We start from the raw sequence: 19,494 nt of genomic DNA, 5'->3' as shown, positions 1-19,494 counted from the left end.
AATGAAATTCACAGAAGAACGGCTGGAACAAGCCATCATTGAACTGCTAGGGAAAGAAGGCTACCCACATACTCGTGGCGACGCAATTGAGCGAGCACCTGAAGATGTGCTGATTAAGTTCGATCTTCGTGAATTTCTAGCTAAACGTTACCAAGAGGAAGGTATTACCGCCTATGAGATAGAGCAAATTATCCATAAGCTTGAGTATCTTCCCGCTTCGGATCTGTACGATACCAATAAAACCATTATGAAGTTTATTTCTGATGGTTTTTTGCTCAAGCGTGAAGACGCAAACCAGAAAGATTTATACATTCAGCTTATCGACTACGTTGAACTTGAGAACAACTGCTATCGCATAGTTAATCAAATGGAGATACAAGGCTATGAGCAACGTATCCCTGATGGCATTCTGTACATCAATGGTTTGCCATTGGTGGTGTTTGAGTTTAAGAGCGCTATTCGTGAAGACGCGACTATCTATGATGCGTATAAGCAGCTTACTACTCGTTATGATCGAGATATTCCTGAACTATTCAAATACAACGCTCTATGCGTGATTAGTGATGGTGTGAACAGCAAAATGGGGTCGTACTTTGCCCCATACGAGTTCTTTTACTCTTGGCGTAAAATTACGGGTAAAGAGAAGCTCGACAAAGATGGTATTGACTCATTGTTTACGATGATCAGCGGTTTGTTTAACAAGAAACGACTTACCGATGTGATACGTCATTTTATCTACTTACCTGATACCTCAAGCAAACAAGAAAAGATTGTTTGTCGTTATCCTCAGTATTATGCAGCAACAAAGCTTTTTGCCAATATCAAACAACATATGAAGTGCTTTGATGAGCACGGTAAGTTGGTGAGTGGTGACGGTAAAGGTGGTACGTATTTCGGTGCGACTGGTTGTGGTAAGAGTTACACAATGTTGTTCTTATCTCGTCTACTGATGAAAGATATCGAATTGGGTAGCCCAACCATTATTCTTATTACTGACCGTACTGATCTGGATGATCAGCTTTCAGGTCAATTCACTAATGCAAAAGGTTATGTGGGTGATCAAAACATCATTAGTGTAGAGAGCCGTGCTGAACTTCGAGAACACCTGAAAGGGCGTAAAAGTGGTGGTGTATTCTTGACAACTATCCATAAATTTACGGAAGATTTGGAACTGCTGACTGATCGAACCAACGTCATTTGTATCTCGGATGAAGCGCACCGAAGCCAAACCAATTTAGAACAGAAAATTACTGTTACTGAAGACGGGGTGAAAAAGACTTACGGTTTTGCTAAGTACCTTCACGACTCTTTACCAAACGCTACTTATGTCGGCTTTACTGGTACGCCTATTGACGCAACGCTGGATGTATTTGGTGCGGTTGTCGATAGCTACACGATGACAGAATCGGTTTATGATGAAATTACCGTTCGTATTGTTTATGAAGGTCGAGCAGCAAAAGTGCTGCTTGATGGTCGCCAGCTCGATGAAGTCGAAAAATACTATAAAGAGTGTGAAGAAGCTGGAACAAACGAATATCAAATAGATAAAAGCAAAACGGCTATGGCGAGTATGTCTACCATACTGGGCGACCCAGATCGTATCAAAGCCATAGCGAAAGACTTTGTTGAGCATTATGAGAACCGTGTTGAAGAAGGCACGACTCAAAAAGGCAAAGCAATGTTCGTTTGTAGTAGCCGTGAAATCGCTTATCAGTTCTACAAAGAACTGATTGCGCTTCGTCCTGAGTGGGATGATGTAAAAGTCTGTGAAGATGGTGCAACTTTATCTGAAAGTGATAAGAAGAAAGTTAAGCCGATGGAGCGGGTTAAGATGATTATGACTCGTGACAAAGATGATGATAAAGCTTTGTGGAATAAGCTCGGTAGCAAAGAGTATCGTAAAGAGCTGGATCGTCAGTTTAAAAATGGCAAATCGAACTTCAAAATCGCTATTGTGGTAGATATGTGGTTAACGGGCTTTGATGTGCCGTTCCTCGATACCATCTACATTGATAAGCCTTTGCAAAAGCATAATCTTATCCAAACCATTTCGAGAGTAAACCGTAAATTTGAAGGTAAAGAGAATGGTCTGGTTGTCGATTACATCGGCATAAAAAAACAGATGAACCTTGCACTTTCCCAATACACAGCAGGGCAAGATCAGAACCTAGAAGATATCAAACAGTCGGTCATTATTGTTAAGGATCACCTGAGTCTGTTGGATGGGCTGTTCCATAAGTTCGACTCTAAGCCTTATTTCAATGGTACGCCACTAGAGCAGTTACATTGCTTGAATGCCTCGGCTGATTTTGCACTTCGAACCAAGAAATTTGAAAAGACGTTTATGGATCTGACTAAGCGTCTTAAGTCGGCCTATGACATCTGTGTGGGAAGTAGTGAACTGACCAAAGAGCATAAGGACAAGATTCATTACTATCTAGCCGTTCGAACCATCGTGTTTAAGATCACTACGGGTGGTGCGCCAGATGTTGACCAAATGAACCGTAAGGTGCGTGATTTGGTAAAAGACGCATTGCTGAGTGATGGTGTTGAAGAGATCTTTAAGCTGGGTGAGAAAGACGGTGGCGAGATTGATATTTTTGATGATGATTACCTTGCCAAGTTAGAAATGGTGAAACAGCCAAACACTAAACTTCAACTGCTTCAGCAGATGCTTGCCAAAGCGATTGGCGAGTTTAAAAAGACCAACAAAGTGAAAGGTGTCGATTTCAGTAAGAAAATGAACATGTTGGTTGAAAAGTACAATGAGCGGGACGAAAAGGATGTACTTCGCTCGGAAGTAATTAATGACTTCTCAGAAGAAATTATCAACCTTTACAATGAACTACGTGCTGAGATGGCCTCGTTTGGTGAAATGGGGATAGATTTTGAAGAAAAAGCCTTTTACGACATTCTCATTTCATTGGCTCATAAGTACGACTTTACTTACCCAGAAGAGAAGCTGATTGACCTATCTAAAGAGGTGAAGAAGGTCATTGATGATAAAGCCAAATACACTGATTGGAACAAGCGAGACGATATCAAAGCTGAATTGCACTTTGACCTGATCATTTTGCTCGATGAGTGGGGCTACCCACCGATTGATCGTGATGAAGTGTATAAAGAGATTTTTGAGCAGGCTGAGAACTTTAAGCGCAATGCGGCATAGGTAAATTAACAGGAATACTCAAATTGAACACTCCTTTAGACGAGTCATTACATAGCTTTCTTATTCGTCACCAACTAGCTTATATGCATAAATTTGACCCAAAAGGTGTAATAAGTATTGATGGGCGTTGGAGGAATGAGCCATTTGCGCACCAAGATACGCACATTTTTTATAAGTTCGATGATCTTTTCTTACTAGAGGCTATAGATGTAGGTACATTATTGAGTGGTACTCATCATCAATTTTTTGATGTACCACATGCTTACTGTCGTTCGTTAGAGTCTACTTTTTTCAAAGAAAATAGGACGAAGGGTAAGTCCAAGGGGGGGCTACCTATTACTTTCTGCCCATTATGCATTAAAGGTATGATTAGAGGTAGAGGGTATGCATATTTTAGAAAAAGCTGGGAATATGATGGAAAGTGTGAGTTCCATAACACTCCTTTGAGTTGTTTAACAACGACTGACTATAAATCTACAGTAAAAGCGGTTAAAAGGCTTTTAACTGGTAAGAATGTTCCAAGTGATGAAATAGTCAGAGTAGGTATTCGAAATTTTACTGAAAGCGAAAGATTAAATCTGCTTTACCCTATTAAAACAGTCGCTTGTGTAGGAAAAGAGCTTGGAATATGTTTAGCGCGTCATATGGGAGAGCTTCTTTCAAGTAAATGGCTACCTCTTGACGTCAAAGACATGATTAATTTGACGCATACATTAATTAGTTCTCCTATTGACAGCCGAGAGTACAAACATGGTTGTAAACTCCTCGGACAGATAATGGTTTTGTTGCAAAACTTTAAACCGCTAGCTGACTATCTCAATCATAATTGTTCTTATGTAAAAATGTTGGGAGGAGCGCGTAATCAGTTGGCAGAGATAGTATTAGTTCCCAAAAAGAAGGCTTGCGATTCATGTTCAGACCTTTTTTGCAAAAAGAGGATACAAAAATCTCATTATATTAAACATTTAGATGCTGACTATTTAGCTGAAACTTCCACTCCTCTGAAGAGGTTGGGGTTTCAACAAAATATTCTTCAATCTACAGGTAAGTATCTTTGGAGTCCGATAATTATAGGTGATTCAATGTTTAATAATCTGAGTAAGGGCAACAAAGACTGATCCGCTATCAAGAGCATACATTTTTTGTGGGCAAACTTTATTGTCTCAGAATGCTCTTACGGGCAAACTTTATTGTCACTGCACATTAATCAAACACCAAACGCAGCCTAACTGCATAAAAGATAAGATACAAAAAGAGCACTGAGTTTTATTCAGTACTCTTTTTGTATTCCCATAGCGAGTTACTCGTCTTGATACTTTTCGAGTTTGTTATAGAGCGTTTTCACGCTAATGCCTAACTCCTGCGCTGATTCCGTTTTATTGCCTTGATTCTCTTCAAGGGTATTGAGAATGGCGGCTTTTTCTAGCTCTTCTAGCGAAACGCCCGCCGGAACAAGGTCTTCGATGCTGGTGCCTGTTTCCAATGGTGGTGTGTCGAAGATCAGGTGTTCATCTCGGATGGTGTCATCAGCCAAAATAAATGCACGCTCGATCGTGTGTTTGAGCTCACGGACATTACCTGGCCAGTCGTGTGCAGCGATTTTTTGGATCGCAGAGTCAAGAATCGTTTTGGTTTTTGCCTCATTGGCGTTGCGGTGTGCAATAAAGTGCTTGGCCAGACCGACGATATCACCGCCTCGTTCTCGCAGTGGCGGTATCGTTAATGGGAAATGCGATAACCGGAAAAACAGATCTTCACGCAGGAACTGCTCCTCAATGGCGATTTTAGGATCACGGTTTGTAGCAGCAATGATGCGAGTATTAGCGATATGAACCGTATTACTGCCAACTGGGCGATACTCTCCGGTTTCTAGCACCCGCAATAGCTTCACTTGATGCTCGATAGGCATCTCGGTGATTTCATCTAAAAATAGCGTGCCGCCCTCTGCCTGCTTAAATACACCTTGGTGAGTTTTATTTGCTCCGGTAAAAGCGCCTTTCTCATGGCCAAACAGTTCACTATCAACCAATTCAGGGCTAATGGCACCACAGTTAATCGCTATAAAGGGCTGTTGTTTACGCTCACTCGCTAAGTGGATGGTCTGCGCCACCAGTTCTTTGCCTGATCCACTCTCACCGACAATAAGGACGTTGGCTTCTGTTTTAGCAACGCGCCTGATCATACGATAGAGCTGATGCATCGGAGAGGAAGAGCCGACCAAAAGACCAAATTGGTCAAGATCGCTGGTGGACACTTTACGCCCTTGATCTTGTTTGTGTTGATAGTACTGGCTGACTTCGCTCAGGGTGTCCGTCAGAATGGCAATATCAACGGGCTTTCTGTAGTGAAAAATAGCACCCAAGTTCATCAGCTTATCCAAGTTCTCGTTTGGAGCGCCTGAGCTAATGATGATCAAGTCCATATCGTAGATGTCTTCGATATTAGAAAGACGTTGATAATCTGCACTAGTAAAGTGGGCGACTTCAACAATCGCAACTTCCGGTTTGAGTTGTAGGAAATCTTCAATCCATTGGTCTGCGGCATCGATGTCATGCAGACGAAATTTGTTCAGTTCCTGGCAAGAAGCGATGGCATTTTTAAGTGATGGATCTTGTATTCTTAGAAACAGGCTTGGCATCGACATAGAAATGTCCTCTTTACTATGACAGAAACAATGTACGTGGATTATTCTCACTTCACAAGACAAAATATTGTCAGCATAGATTTAAGGATTTGTTCGGTATTTTTATGTTGTTAGCCCCTTTTTGATATATATCGGTGAGAGCCATCAGTAGATATTTCCTTTTGTTCAGATTTTTATTTTTAAAATAATAAGTTTGCTATTAATTGATTCTGGGGAAATAGCCTTTCTGTTTTATCAGGTTATTTAGGCACAAGTGACGGAGGCTTTATCACCGATTAAAAATTACATTTTTTACGTGTAAATAATTCATGCTTATACTTTATTGCTCATCTCATTTTTACCTCTTTCCTTTATTAGTCAATTAAAAACAATGAGTTATAAAGTTGGCACATGGTTTGCTCCTAGGGAAGTGCAACGTCAATAAAGGAGAATTACCATGAATAACATCGCAGCTAAAATTGTACTTACGTCAGTTCTTGCTACTTCATCTACAGCAGTCTTAGCGAGTGATAAATGGGAAAAAGAATCCATGGACGCTTGGCTAGATGGTAAAGCTGAAACCACACTACTGCTAAACAGCAATCTCAACTCTTTTGATATCAATACCGATGTAGAGAATCAGGTCGTTACCCTTTCTGGTTCGGTAAACAATGATCTTGAAAAATCACTTGCCGAAGAGCTTGTTACTGGTCTTGATGGTGTGAAAAAAGTAAACAACGAATTGTCAGTAGTGAATGAAGGCAAGAAAGAAACTGATTCAGAAGCTTTAGCTACACTGACCGATTCTAAAATCACGACTATAGTTAAAACGCGCCTACTAATGGATACCAATGTGAGTGGTACGGATATTGATGTAACGACAGAACGCAAAACGGTAACGTTGGCAGGTAAAGTTAATTCAGATGCGGAGCATGATCTTGCAATTTCAATTGCAAATAACACCAATGACGTAAATAAGGTGATTGATAAGCTAGAAGTGGTTCAATAATAGCGAGCCGAGTGATTTAACCCACTTTTATTAGGAGGTAACACTATGGTTCGTTGGATGTTTATTTTTCTGGCACTGGCACTAATTTCTGCACTATTAGGCTTTACCGGTATTGCAGGAGCTGCTGCCTCTATCGCGCAAGTGATATTTTACCTATTCCTATTGTCATTAATTGTATCAATAGTGATTGTTCTGCTGGGAAGAAAAAACGTAAATAGATAGGAGATTCCATGCGACTTACGTCATTTATTTACCGTATCGCCGCAGTATTCGGTTTGGTGTTTGCGTTGGCAGCTTGTAGTGAAGAAGGGCCAATGGAACAGGCCGGCAAAAAGATAGATGAAGCCGCCGAAGAAACCCAAAATGCGATTGAAGATGAATGTGAAAACATTAAAGAAAACCTAAACGCTGAAGACCAAGATTGTTAGCCGAATCAGGTTAGGTTTTTACGCATAGCTATGTAAGAGAGGGGCGGTCAATCACCGCCCTTCCTTTTGTCCCAATTGTTTACAATCAGATAAGGAGTCAAAGATGAAAAACATATTTGATGTACTGAAAGAGAGTCATGAAAAGCAGCGCCTTTTACTCGATGCTCTGATGGAAACGTCTGGAGATTCCCCCGCTCGTGAAGAGTTTTACCACAACCTTAAAGAGGAACTCGAACAGCACGCAGCGGCAGAAGAGCGATTTTTCTACGCGCCTTTAATAGATAGCGATAAGACCATTGATCTCACTCGCCATGGCATCGCAGAGCATCATGAAATTGATAAAGTGATTGCACAGCTTGATGCAACCGATATGAGCTCGCCAGCGTGGCTCAACCTAATGAAAACCTTGCGTCACAAAGTGTTGCACCATCTTGAGGAAGAAGAGCAGCGTTTCTTCCAGTTAGCCGGTAAGGTAATGACCGATAAGCAGAAAATGAAACTAGCGGATGGTTATGTTGAAGAGATGGCAAGCTAGGTAGAGTGTTGGACCTTTTCGTGCCATTTCGGCACGGGAAGGCACTCAATCAAGGCGTTTACTCAAGTTCATGTATCCAAGCTCAATCCCCCGCGTATTCTAACTTCCACTAAAAAGTGCACTCGCTGAAGGCAAGGAGAGCGAATGTTTATCATCAAATATTATATTCTTGGCGCTCTGATCAGTTTATTGGCCGCTATATATACGCCTCAAATTATCGTTAGTCTGCTGTTCTTGTGGATATCTCTTTCTTTAGCGTTGGTCAGCGTAGCCTACGTATTCGACATTCCCTCTATTTTTAGAAAAAACCAAGATGGCAAGATTGTCAGGTGGATTCGCTGGGCATTCATCCCATTTCTATTGGGGGCTAGAGCGTATAACGCCTGGGAAAGACGGCGTGATACAGTGCCTCCAATCCAAAAAGTCAGCGACAATTTATACCTATCTCGCCGTTTGTTTCAGAGTGACTTAGATTTTCTCGAATCCAATGAAATCTCTTGTATTGTCGATGTCACCGCAGAATTTGCAGGCCTTGAAAGTGCGATGACCGACAAGCAGTTTCATTACCTTTCGATTCCGGTACTCGACCACAAAGCCCCGACGCTAGAGCGCCTTCGCCATGCGATTAACTGGATTGATACTCAAATCTCGTGCTCGCGGGCAGTGGTTGTGCATTGTGCGTTAGGGCGTGGTCGTTCAGTGTTTGTTGTGGCGGCGTATTTACTGAGCAAAGACCCGTCACTGACGGTTGAATCCGTGATGAAAAAAATCAATGACGTACGCAGTACCGCGAGATTGAATAAATTACAGATTAGGACGTTACGAGCGATCAGTGAAAAAGGCGTACTGGGGCTGGATCAATCCACTTGGATGGTGGTTAACCCTGTTGCAGGTGGCGGCAAATGGGAGGAAAACGAACAGCACTTGATTCGTGAACTAACCAAAAAATATCGCTTGAGTATTCATCAAACCACCACAAACCTCAGCGCCGAGCAGCTAACACAACAGGCAAAAGAAAGTGGAGCTAAGCAAATCATCGTAGCTGGTGGCGATGGCACAGTAACAGAGGTGGCGAGCCAATTGGTGGATACCGACCTCAAACTCGGTATTGTTCCGCTCGGAACTGCCAATGCGTTATGTCATGTGCTCTATGGCGTTGGCGCAAAATTCTCACCGGTCGAAAAAGCGTGTGAAGCGTTGCTTGGCGGACACTGCCAACGTATTGATACTGCGGAATGTAATCAGCGGCTTATTTTATTGGTCTTAGGCATTGGGCTAGAACAGAAAATGATCGAGCACGCTCAGCGAGAAGAGAAAAATGTTTTTGGACAACTCGCTTACCTCACCGGCTTTTTTAATGCTGTAGTGGCGGAAGAAACGCAAGCTTTAACCGTTTCGTTAGATGCTCCAACTGGAGATGGAAACCACGACAATAATACACAAACGCTTGAAGTCCATAGTTTTGTCGTTGCGAATATCGCTCCATTTAGTACGTTGCTTGCCCAAGGTGGTGATGCGCCGCAGCCTGATGATGGCAAGCTGCATATCACATATTTAGATAACACCGAGTCTTTAGGCGGACGTCTTATCGCATTGTCGGATCTGACATTAACGAGCGTAGGCGCACAGGAAGAATCGACACATTTTCAATACGCGACGGCTCAGAGCGTCACTATTTCTGCGAATAAACCGATTGAGTATGTGATTGATGGTGAACTGTATTCTGATGAGCAACTGGCAATCAAGCTGCGTCCAAAGTCATTGAACGTATTTGTTCCAAGCCAGAGACGTAAATCAGCTTCGCTTTAACACAGATAATCCGCGGATAACGCGCCATTTGCTTCGTATTCTACATGGCGCTTTTTCTGTGTTGTTTGATGATTTGGTGTGCGTCGTAAAAAGGCTATCAAGGTCGCTGCGTAGATGCAGCGGCTTTTTTCTATCTGCACCTTTTACTAGGTTGATTGGGGATGTGGTTTAAACAAAGTGAAAGAAAGAAGGGCGAGTACAATTACTCACCCTGAGGTAAGTGCTTTTCAATTTCATCGTTTTCAACTTGTAAAGCAGCTAACCAATAAGAAACAAGTGCGGTTAAGTTGGTGTCGTCAATGGCTCTAAGCAGGGCTTTTAAATCATCTAACAGTAGTTTATTCATAAAATGCATTTCTTTGTAATTGCCTAACTCGGCAACGCCGTATTCGGTGGCATTTTCTGCAATGAATTGTTCACCATCTTGATCGAAGAACAGCTTCGCCATCTTTTTGATCATCACTTTTTCTATTTTCACGAATCGATATGCCGCTCTTGCGAGTGTCATATGTGATTGCGGGTTAACGAGAGGCAAACACGTTTGGCGATGGTGTGTCATTTTTACGAGTAGCTCCCTTACTCGATTGTTATCCAATGTCATAGTGACCTCTTTATTTATGACTATTGTCGTGGGACATTTCTCGTGATGGTTATGTTAATGCGCCTGTGGGCTTGTCAGAAATGGCCAAAGCAAGTTGGCCATTTCTTTGCTCAATACTGAGCTTTATTGCAAAGGCGACCACCAAGTTTTAGCTAATAAGGCTGATGCTGCTGAGTTTTTCTTTGCAGCTTTTTATATCGCTACGAACTTTCAGCAGAACCGAGTTATCCGCCTGCTCTGGGTGGGAAGTAATCAAATTCTCAATCTCTTTGAGTACCTTGCTTTCGACACCTTCAAGCTGTTCTAAATACATAGACTCTTTGTCAGAGGACACTTCCTTCATCACGTCGCTGTAGACCTCACGCGCCTTGATGGTGTAGGAAACCGGAGTGTCGTCGGCAGATTCTTCATTGTTACTTGCTAGAGAGTAGGGAGTGAGCTCAATGACTGCACGCTCACGTACTCTGAGCAGTTCTACCAACACATTATTCAAAGAAGTGTTGTCGATGTTCTCGATGGCCTTGTTGTAAATTTCATTTCCGCTTTCGATAAGCTCAATGATTGAGGCGATGTTTTCATTTTTCATATGCCACTCCTTATTTACTGGTGATAGGGGTGTTTGAGCGTATGGAATACAAACACGATGTTTCGTCTTCAGTTGCAGGTTGTATGCCAATGAACTTTAAGTCTTATTAATCAGTGACTTAATATCTTGTTTTGCAATAACTTGCTAACAGTCGGTAAGGCGCTAAGAAAAAATTACAAGAATGGCGGGGAAAGCCTGGAAAGAATTACACGTACAGATACGGCTTTTTATCAAAATAAAAATAAAATCAATAAAAAACAATAACTTAAAATTCTGGCATGGATATGGCTTTGTAGGGAGTAAGTGAGGTCAAACATTGTTTCACTTGATTCACTATTCAACTCATTAATGGAGGCTAGTTATGGCTACTACAAAAGAAAGCACAGTAAAACCTCAAGAGCAGTTAGAAGAAGCATATCACTTAGCGGAACAAGCCACGACGGAAGCCGTTGGCGCGATGAAAGACCAAGCCAAAGAGAAGCTGGATGTAGGTGCACAGCAAGTTCAGCAGGCGACTAAGTCGGCAGAAAATGTAATCAAGGAGCGCCCATTGCTGAGCATAGGCTGTGCCTTCCTTGCTGGTTGGGCGGTTTCGAAGCTGATCAAATAATAGTGGTCACCAAGGATTAAGCCACACAACAGAAAGGCGAGGCTTCACATGAATAACTCAGGGCAAGTTACCAATCAGCAATCAGGCTCGGCGGCTTCAGACAGCGGCCGAGCCCCTGATGGGGCAGAAGAACAGGATATCCAACAAACCATTAATGGTTTGAGCAGCATTCTTGCGCAATTGGACCAACTGACGAAATCGCTAAAAGCATGGTCAGGTTCAACGTTGGATTTGTTCCTCTTGGAGATGAAAGTTAACGTGTCCGCAGTGCGTCAGATTTTGCTGTGTACCGTTGTTTTTACCCTATTGTCGGTATTGTTCGTATTCAGTTTGTGCCTTGCCTCTGGGGTGGTGGCTTATCAGTTAACTGCCAACGTATATGTTGCCGTGGGTGTATTTATCACATCATTAGGCTTGGCATTATTTGCTTTAGCCTGGTGGCAGAAGCGTTTAGTTGGATTTCTTGGATTCAAAAATACGACAGAACAATTACAGGAGGGGTGGGATGCGCTCGCTACAAAAGCTCAATCGAGCCATGCGGATCAAGCGGATGGAAGGTAAAGCGTCTCTAGAGCAATGCTGTTTGTCGATGGAAATGTTCACGTTTACCACCAAGAAGTTTGTGAGAGAAAACCCTTGGACGACATTAGGCATTAGTGCTGTCGTTGCCGTTACCGCAGCAAAAGCAGGTCGATTGTCTCGACTGACTTCTTCTATTTCGTCAATGGGGCTATTGGTTAGCAGCGTGTCTGATATTACCGATTCGCTCACAAAGCCGGTCGCGGCAGCTTCTCTGGATGAGTCAGATGCGGAGCAAAATGGAAATGCAGCAACACAAGTAAGCAACGCTGCTACGACAGAGGGCGAACCACTCTAATAGCGGATTTCACCGCAAAATTTTCTTACCGATTCTGAGCTTATTATGACAGCGAAATTGAACATTCCTGCCAACACTGCGATTGGTGCAACGCTTCTCGTCCTGTTACTCGTCCCAGGGCTGTATTTTGCCAAGCCAATATTGTTACCTATTGTGCTTAGCACCTTTATTTCTCTGCTGTGCAGTCCTTTCATTAATTATCTTGAAGACAAAGGTTTACCACGTGCTATTACCGTCGTGTTGACGCTGTCATTCCTCGTTGGCGCCTCAATTATTGGTCTTGCCGCCATGTCGGAGCCCGCCAAGCAATGGTGGTCTGAGCTGCCCAGTATCGTGAAAAATGTGTCGCAAGAAGTAAGCGAAGTTACTAAAGCTTCGGCTGATCACCTTAATACTCCATTGAATATCGCCAATGATATGAGTATGGATGAGGTCGGGAACAACACCGTCTTTTCTTTGGTAAAAACGCTCGCGACCACTACGCCGACGATTTTGACACAAGCGATGATCGTGCTGTTTATGGTTTACTTTATGCTCAATCATGGACGAAGCTTATTTCGAAAGTCAGTGTCTTACTTACATGGGTTCGCCAAACAGCGCCAAGCGATTGAGTTGGTCAAAGCGCTACAGAAAGACCTATCTCGATACATTGGCACCATCACTTTAGTGAATGCGGGGTTGGGGTTGAGTGTCGGGGCCGTGTTTTTTGTTCTAGGCCTTGAAGATCCATTTCTATGGGGCGCATTTGCAGGCGTGATGAATTTTGCGCCGTACCTCGGCCCTGTCATATCCATGGTGAGCTTTGGCTTTGTTGCTTATCTTCAGTTGGAGTCGGTCAGTTTTATGCTGACGGTGGTGTCTATCTATTTACTGCTCAATTTGATTGAAAGTCAGTTTGTTACACCAACACTATTGGGGAAAAGGTTTAACTTAAACCCGTTAGTGATTTTTGTTTGGCTTGTTTTTTGGGGCTGGCTTTGGGGCGGAATGGGACTATTGATCGGTGTGCCGTTGCTGGTTTGTATCAATATTTTGGTTGATCGTCTAGAGCTATGCCAATCAACCCAAAATCAAGCAAAACAAATCATTTCCGCGGACGTGGCACCGCGAGAGTGACTTGAGGAGCAAGCTGGTTCAACGAAACAGTTTTTCAGCGCTCACTGGCTGACTAAATAAATATCCCTGACCATAAATACAGCCTTTTTCGAATAAATAATCGGCTTGTTCCCGAGTTTCTATCCCTTCCGCGACGACTTTCAACGACAGCGTTTTTCCCATGGCAATAATGGCATTCACAATCGCGTTGCTGTCGCTATTACTTGGGACATCACTGACAAATGAGCGGTCAATTTTCAGTTTGTTGATTGGCAAACCTTTCAAGTAAGACAAAGACGAATAGCCAGTTCCAAAGTCATCCAGAGAAATCTCAATACCCAGCTCTCGTAATTGATTTAACGATGCAATGGCTTGTTGAGGGTCGATCAGTAAAAAGCTCTCTGTGATCTCCAAATCTAACCGTTGGGCAGGGTATCCGGTGTTATCGAGGATAGTACTTAATCGCTGAATGAAATTTGACTGCTGAAGCTGCAACGCAGAAACATTGACGGCGATTTTGCCAAACTCGATGCCCTGGTCTAGCCAAGCATTACCTTGCAAACAAGCTTGTTGTAACACCCACTCACCAATGCTTTGAATCAGCCCTGTTTTTTCTGCAATTGGAATAAAGTCTGCTGGTGGTACAAGGCCAAACTCTGGATGCTGCCAGCGTAATAAAGCTTCCACGCCGACAATCGTATTTTGTTCCAAGTTGTATTGCGGTTGGAATTCTAACCGGAGTTGTTGTTTTTCTATTGCTTGATGTAAAGCGGATTGAATGCGTACATGGGATACGGATTTATCGGTCAAATCCGGTGAGTAAAACGCGTAGCCGTTGCGTCCATTTTTCTTCGCTAAGTACATCGCAGTGTCTGCGTTTTTCAGTAAGGTTTCACTGTCTTGACCGTCTCTTGGGTACAAGGCAATACCAATACTGGTCGAGACACGAAGTGAGTCGTGATTTGCCAAGTCGAATGGTTGCTGGAATACGCTTAGAATATCGCCGACGGTTTCCAATAAGGCAACATCACTATGGATGTCTGGCAAAATAATCACAAATTCATCGCCGCCAATGCGAGCCACATGCGCATTGAGGTGAAGAACATCTTGCAGACGAATCGCTAACTTAGACAGCAATTGGTCACCACAGAAGTGGCCCATGCTATCGTTGATGTGTTTGAAATGGTCGATATCTAAGAATAGGGTGGCAAACGTCTGCTGGTTTTTGTGTCCGGTTTCGATGTGTTGTTCGAGTAAGCTGAGTAAATGGGTGCGATTGGGTAGATTGGTTAATGGATCGTAAAAAGCCATGCGTTGCAGCTTTTCTTCGTGTGCCTTACGCACAGAGATATCTTCAAACACACAAATGTAGTTAATAAGGTGGTTTTTATCGTCCATTACGGCGCTAATGGTCGCTAATTGCGGATAAATGCTGCCATCTTTCTTTCTGTTGATGAATTCGCCTTTCCATTGGCCTTTGTTTTCGAGTTGATGCCACAACTGTTTATAGAAACCTTGATCATGATGGCCTGAGCGCAGAATTCGTGGGTTTTTTCCTATCACCTCTTCAGAGCGGTAGCCTGTAATTTGGGTAAAAGCCGTGTTTACATCAATGATGTTGGCATTGCGGTCTGTAATGACCATGCCTTCTTGCGAATTGTTGAAAATTTGGGACGCTAAGGAGAGCTGCGTTTCTACCATTTTTCGGCGGGTGATGTTACGTGTCATCCCCAGAATGCCGATTAAGTTTCCCGCATGATCACGGACAGGAGACTTAATGGTTTCTAGCCAAGTGGGGTTATTGTTTTCATCAATTTGACGGCATTCTTCAACAATATTTTGCGTGCCCGTGGCTACCACCAATTTATCGGCATCAATGAATTTTTCCGCACGTTCATGGCTAAACAGAGCAAAATCGTCTTTTCCAATGATTTCACTGTTGGTTTTTTGCCACGCATTTTCTACGCTTCGGTTGGTCATCGAATAAAGACCATCCATGCCTTTTATCCATACGTGGTCTTCAAGGCAGTCGATAAACTCTTGTAGTGTTGGTGTTGGCTTTATTTCCGCGCTTTGATGTCGCGTTTGTTCTTGCTGACAGTGCAAGTTGATATCAAAGCTGATCCGCCCCGCCATTGCGCTTAGCCATGCCGAAACAACCGTTGATTGATCATTAGGGTGAGTCAGTGTCAGTACGGCAAGCAATTCGCCATTAGGTAGCCAAATCGGTCCAATGCTCAAGGTTTGCTCTTCAAAGGGGGTATGGCTAACTGTAAAATCTGTCGGCGTAAAGTGATCGACAACTTGCGTTATCACATCGATGATAGCACGATGATTTTGGGTTGAGGTGGACACCTCAGTCGATAGCCACTGCTGAGTATCGCTCAGAGTATAAAGCTGTCCCTGAGCTTGAGTTACATCACAGCATTGTCGCAGAACGTGTTGCCAGTCTGCCATCAAAGGCGAAGGAATAGCGAAGCGAAACATAATTAATAACGAGTCCTAAATCGCCCAAAGGTAATTATATTAGAATCTAGCGTAAGCTATTGGGCTTTGTGAGTATCGTATCCAACGCGTAGCTAAATCCTAGCAGCGTAAAGTGCTTTCTATCATTAAAATGTTATCTATATCTCTTTTTTATCCAACTTATTGCATCGTTTTTTAGGGCTTTTGATAGGTGATTAAGAAGCGTTTACCGCTTTGGTTTTCTTGCCCCATGAGACTTGCTGAATGACTAAGCCACTGATGATCAATACCAGGCCAATCAAGGTTGAAGGATGAATTTCTTCGCCGATGATGGTAGCTAACAACATGAGTGAGATAAATGGAGAAGCAAAGATCAGATTACTGATACGCGCGGTGTTTTGCGTTGATTTGAGTGCGCTCAGCCACAAAACGAAAGTGATCCCCATTTCAAACAGTCCGACATACGTCACCGCTGCCCAGCCTTTAGCTGAGATCATCTGCCAGTTCGCACCTTCATAAAGACTTAAACCAATGGCGAATGGAATAGCGACCAAAAAGCCGAGCAGAACGCCAACCACAGGGTCGGCCTTATTTTTGGTATTTAAAATCCAGTAACCGGCCCACAGCAGTGTTGATAGCAGCGCAAGGCCAACACCCAACGGGCTCTCAAATTCCATGCCTAAAAGATTGCCTTGTGTGGCAATCACTATCACGCCGACATAACTAAAACCGCAAGCCAGCCAGTCCTTACCACGGATCTTTTGTCCTAAGAAAACAGCGGCCATTAGCGTTAAGGTGATGGCCCAGCTGTAGTTGATCGCTTGAGCCTGAGATGCGGGCAGCAAGTCATATGCTTTGAACAGAATAACGTAATACGCCAAAGGGTTAATCAACCCAAGCAGTAGGTAATACCAAGGGTTTGAGAAAAATGTAGCGCTTAACTGGCCCAGTTTACCTTGCACACCACAGATTACTGTTAGTGCAATCGCAGAGACGATGCTGGCAATGCATAGCATTTGAATCGGCGTAAATTCTGCCAGCGTGAGTTTAAATGCGGTTGCAACGGTAGACCAAAGTAATACTGCTGAGAGCCCAAATCCTAGGGCGCGACGCTCGTTCATGATGCCTCTGCGTGATGATGTGCCGCTCGGTTTGGATAATTTGAGCGGAAGAAAGAATATTATAGGAAGGCCTAGTGTATGCGAGGATTTTTCATCCAACAAACTGGACATTTATCCAGTGTCTAAATACCATTGTTATAGATACAAAACACAGGCTAACTCGCTATTATGCAATGGATTCTTGAGTACCAATCTCTCATTCTCTCTTCTCTTTGTGCTGCCACGCTTAGTGGTGTCGCTGCCGGTTGGTGGGTGAAACAGCGTTTTATCACCCAAACTCAGCTTCTCGAGCAACAACTTTTTTCAGAAAAACAGCTTCATCAACAGCAACTTGAACAGGTCAAGCAAAGCCTTGCCGATGCCCAGCAAGAGTTGGATGAATTAGATGATGAGCGCGATAAAGCCGCGTTTGAAGTACGCCAAACACATGGAAAGCTGATGGCAGCAATGGAAAAACTGCGTTACTTCGAGGCTGTAAAGCAAGAGCGCCAGCAATACTTTGATGAGCTTGGTCAAATGCGTGAACACAAATCACGTCTAGAAACGCAGCTGCGTGAACAGCAAGCTCGCCATGAGCAAATTAACCAAGCTAATGCCGAAAAACTGCAAATTTTAGAACAAGCGGAAGCACGCTTGAAACAACAATTTGAGCACTTGGCCAACCAATTGTTTGAAGAAAAAACCGCGAAGGTCGATTTGCAAAACCGTCAGAGTTTAGAAGGCTTGTTGTCACCGCTTAGAGAACAGTTAGAAGGGTTCAAAAAGCACGTTAATGACAGCTTTAGCCAAGAAGCTAAAGAGCGCCATACCCTAGTGCATGAGCTGAAAAACCTGCAACGTTTGAACGAGCAAATGACGCGCGAAGCGGTTAATTTGACCCAAGCGTTGAAAGGGGACAACAAACAGCAAGGTAACTGGGGCGAAGTGGTGCTCGCTAGGGTACTTGCCGAATCTGGCTTGCGTGAAGGGCACGAATATCAGACTCAGGTGAACTTACAAAATGAAGCAGGCAAGCGTTACCAACCTGATGTCATTGTGCATCTCCCACAAAACAAACAAGTGGTTGTGGATTCTAAAATGGCGCTGGTTGCCTATGAGCGCTACTTCAACGCCGAAACTGATGCTGAGCGCGATCAGGCTTTGAATGCGCACTTAGCTGCTCTACGTGCACATATCAAAGGGTTAAGTATGAAGGACTACCACAAACTCAAAGGTATTCAGAGTTTGGACTATGTTCTGATGTTTATCCCGGTTGAGCCGGCGTTCCAAGTCGCGATTCAAGCCGATCCAAGTTTGATCAAAGACGCGATGGAGCAAAACATCATTTTGGTGAGCCCAACAACGTTGCTGGTGGCACTGCGCACCATTGATAATCTATGGCGCAATGAACGCCAAAATGAAAACGCCAAAATGATTGCGCAGCGTGCGACAAAACTCTACGACAAATTACGATTGTTTGTAGACGACATGGAGGGGCTCGGCGGTGCGCTGGATAAGGCGAATCAAAGCTATCAAGGTGCGATGAACAAGCTTGCCACAGGGCGCGGAAATGTGATTCGCCAAGCCGAAAGCTTTAAACACTTGGGAGTTGAAATTAAACGACCGATTTCTTCCGACCTCGCGCAGTTAGCGCAGAGTGATGCATTTTCAGAAAATGACCCGTTAGTAGAAAGACATCCGGCTGAGGATAAAGTAAACTAATCGCCCGCAGTGCAGTGGGCGATTTTATTTGTCAACAAACGCCCCGTAGAGGAAAGCGCTGCCTAAGAGGAATTAGAATGACGGACACAAGTTTGCAATCCAATACAGCGTTAGAGAATGAAACCACTCACTTTGGTTTCTCTACAGTGGCAAAAGACGAAAAAGTGACTAAGGTTGCCGAAGTATTCCACTCCGTGGCAACAAAATACGACATCATGAATGACCTGATGTCAGGTGGTATTCACCGCCTTTGGAAGCGCTTCACTATCGATTGTAGTGGCGCTCGCCCTGGCCAACGTATTCTTGACCTAGGTGGTGGTACGGGGGATTTGACGGCGAAATTCTCGCGCATTGTTGGCGATGAAGGCCATGTCATCCTTGCCGATATCAATAACTCAATGCTTAACGTTGGTCGCGATAAACTGCGTGATAACGGTATTGTGGGTAACGTGCATTACGTTCAAGCCAACGCAGAAGAACTGCCGTTCCCAGATGATTATTTTGATGTCATCACCATCAGTTTTTGTTTGCGTAATGTGACTGACAAAGACAAAGCGCTTCGTTCAATGTTCCGCGTACTGAAGCCAGGCGGCCGTCTATTGGTGTTGGAATTTTCAAAACCAGTGCTAGAGCCGTTATCGAAAGTATACGACGCATATTCATTCCACTTGTTGCCGAGAATCGGTGAGCTAGTTGCGAATGACTCAGAGAGTTACCGCTACCTAGCGGAGTCAATCCGTATGCATCCAGACCAAGAAACGCTGGAAGGCATGATGCAAGAAGCAGGTTTTGAAAACACCAAATACTACAACTTAACTGGTGGTATTGTGGCTTTGCATCGCGGTTATAAATTCTAAGGGTTAA

The 19,494-nt window shown here is 43.6% G+C and carries 18 protein-coding genes; 13 read left to right on the top strand and 5 right to left on the bottom strand.

The features are described 5' to 3' along the window. Position 1: 1 nt before the first annotated feature. Both IQP38_RS02165 and IQP38_RS02160 read left to right on the top strand, forming a co-directional pair. On the top strand, positions 2 to 3,169 hold the full coding sequence (locus tag IQP38_RS02165) for a type I restriction endonuclease subunit R (protein WP_193837250.1): 3,168 nt from the start codon (positions 2 to 4) through the stop codon (positions 3,167 to 3,169). Between the two features lie 23 nt (positions 3,170 to 3,192). Then, positions 3,193 to 4,287: a hypothetical protein gene (locus IQP38_RS02160; protein ID WP_193837249.1), complete on the top strand. Its 1,095-nt coding sequence runs from the start codon at positions 3,193 to 3,195 to the stop codon at positions 4,285 to 4,287. Between the two features lie 182 nt (positions 4,288 to 4,469). On the opposite strand, the gene IQP38_RS02155 is transcribed toward IQP38_RS02160, so the two are convergent. Next, positions 4,470 to 5,813: a sigma-54 interaction domain-containing protein gene (locus tag IQP38_RS02155; protein WP_005382945.1), complete on the bottom strand. Its 1,344-nt coding sequence runs from the start codon at positions 5,811 to 5,813 to the stop codon at positions 4,470 to 4,472. A gap of 436 nt (positions 5,814 to 6,249) precedes the next feature. Between IQP38_RS02155 and IQP38_RS02150 the strand changes: the two genes are divergently transcribed. The 5 genes from IQP38_RS02150 to IQP38_RS02130 all read left to right on the top strand — a co-directional run bounded on the left by IQP38_RS02150 (position 6,250) and on the right by IQP38_RS02130 (position 9,573). After that, positions 6,250 to 6,801 carry a BON domain-containing protein gene (locus IQP38_RS02150; RefSeq protein WP_005379174.1) on the top strand — a complete coding sequence of 184 codons (552 nt, stop codon included), beginning with the start codon at positions 6,250 to 6,252 and terminating at the stop codon, positions 6,799 to 6,801. A 45-nt stretch (positions 6,802 to 6,846) separates the two neighbouring features. Beyond that, positions 6,847 to 7,023, top strand: coding sequence for a DUF1328 family protein (locus IQP38_RS02145; RefSeq protein ID WP_005379177.1), 177 nt, complete (start codon positions 6,847 to 6,849; stop codon positions 7,021 to 7,023). 8 nt (positions 7,024 to 7,031) lie between these two features. Next, positions 7,032 to 7,229 (top strand): hypothetical protein, encoded by a 198-nt coding sequence (locus IQP38_RS02140; protein ID WP_005379178.1) that lies wholly within the window; start codon positions 7,032 to 7,034, stop codon positions 7,227 to 7,229. A 103-nt stretch (positions 7,230 to 7,332) separates the two neighbouring features. After that, positions 7,333 to 7,764 (top strand): hemerythrin domain-containing protein, encoded by a 432-nt coding sequence (locus IQP38_RS02135; RefSeq protein ID WP_005379185.1) that lies wholly within the window; start codon positions 7,333 to 7,335, stop codon positions 7,762 to 7,764. 144 nt (positions 7,765 to 7,908) lie between these two features. Further along, a complete protein-coding gene (locus IQP38_RS02130; protein WP_047103710.1) occupies positions 7,909 to 9,573 on the top strand; it encodes a diacylglycerol kinase family protein in 1,665 nt (554 codons plus the stop codon). 202 nt (positions 9,574 to 9,775) lie between these two features. On the opposite strand, the gene IQP38_RS02125 is transcribed toward IQP38_RS02130, so the two are convergent. Together IQP38_RS02125 and IQP38_RS02120 are read right to left on the bottom strand one after the other, a co-directional pair. Continuing rightward, the gene (locus IQP38_RS02125; RefSeq protein ID WP_005379193.1) at positions 9,776 to 10,174 is read right to left on the bottom strand and encodes a hypothetical protein; all 399 of its coding nucleotides are present in this window, start codon (positions 10,172 to 10,174) and stop codon (positions 9,776 to 9,778) included. A 148-nt stretch (positions 10,175 to 10,322) separates the two neighbouring features. Continuing rightward, positions 10,323 to 10,760: a DUF2383 domain-containing protein gene (locus tag IQP38_RS02120; protein WP_005379194.1), complete on the bottom strand. Its 438-nt coding sequence runs from the start codon at positions 10,758 to 10,760 to the stop codon at positions 10,323 to 10,325. Positions 10,761 to 11,121: 361 nt separating this feature from the next. Between IQP38_RS02120 and IQP38_RS02115 the strand changes: the two genes are divergently transcribed. The 4 genes from IQP38_RS02115 to IQP38_RS02100 are packed head-to-tail and all read left to right on the top strand — an operon-like array spanning position 11,122 to position 13,363. Further along, positions 11,122 to 11,370 (top strand): hypothetical protein, encoded by a 249-nt coding sequence (locus IQP38_RS02115; protein ID WP_005379196.1) that lies wholly within the window; start codon positions 11,122 to 11,124, stop codon positions 11,368 to 11,370. Positions 11,371 to 11,418: 48 nt separating this feature from the next. Beyond that, complete coding sequence (locus IQP38_RS02110) at positions 11,419 to 11,931, top strand: phage holin family protein (protein ID WP_005379198.1); 513 nt, start codon at positions 11,419 to 11,421, stop codon at positions 11,929 to 11,931. Further along, complete coding sequence (locus IQP38_RS02105; RefSeq protein WP_005379200.1) at positions 11,921 to 12,247, top strand: hypothetical protein; 327 nt, start codon at positions 11,921 to 11,923, stop codon at positions 12,245 to 12,247. The genes IQP38_RS02110 and IQP38_RS02105 overlap by 11 nt, the downstream gene beginning before the upstream one ends. A 45-nt stretch (positions 12,248 to 12,292) precedes the next feature. Beyond that, positions 12,293 to 13,363: an AI-2E family transporter gene (locus IQP38_RS02100; RefSeq protein ID WP_182039623.1), complete on the top strand. Its 1,071-nt coding sequence runs from the start codon at positions 12,293 to 12,295 to the stop codon at positions 13,361 to 13,363. Between the two features lie 18 nt (positions 13,364 to 13,381). On the opposite strand, the gene IQP38_RS02095 is transcribed toward IQP38_RS02100, so the two are convergent. Further along, a complete protein-coding gene (locus IQP38_RS02095) occupies positions 13,382 to 15,829 on the bottom strand; it encodes an EAL domain-containing protein (RefSeq protein WP_193837248.1) in 2,448 nt (815 codons plus the stop codon). Positions 15,830 to 16,023: 194 nt separating this feature from the next. Continuing rightward, entirely contained in the window at positions 16,024 to 16,929 is a 906-nt protein-coding gene (locus tag IQP38_RS02090) for a DMT family transporter (protein ID WP_017635023.1), read from the bottom strand. Positions 16,930 to 17,097: 168 nt separating this feature from the next. Here IQP38_RS02090 and rmuC point away from each other — a divergent pair, with 168 nt between their 5' ends. Together rmuC and ubiE are read left to right on the top strand one after the other, a co-directional pair. Further along, positions 17,098 to 18,630, top strand: a complete 1,533-nt coding sequence (rmuC, locus tag IQP38_RS02085; protein ID WP_033905890.1) for a DNA recombination protein RmuC — start codon at positions 17,098 to 17,100, stop codon at positions 18,628 to 18,630. 77 nt (positions 18,631 to 18,707) lie between these two features. Next, entirely contained in the window at positions 18,708 to 19,487 is a 780-nt protein-coding gene (ubiE, locus tag IQP38_RS02080) for a bifunctional demethylmenaquinone methyltransferase/2-methoxy-6-polyprenyl-1,4-benzoquinol methylase UbiE (protein WP_017635022.1), read from the top strand. Positions 19,488 to 19,494: the final 7 nt, after the last annotated feature.

The sequence above is a fragment of the Vibrio sp. OPT41 genome (assembly GCF_015163595.1).
Classification (GTDB): Bacteria; Pseudomonadota; Gammaproteobacteria; order Enterobacterales; family Vibrionaceae; genus Vibrio; species Vibrio alginolyticus.
The sequence above is the reverse complement of the archived record's forward strand: the minus strand, read 5'-3'. Positions and strand labels throughout refer to the sequence as shown.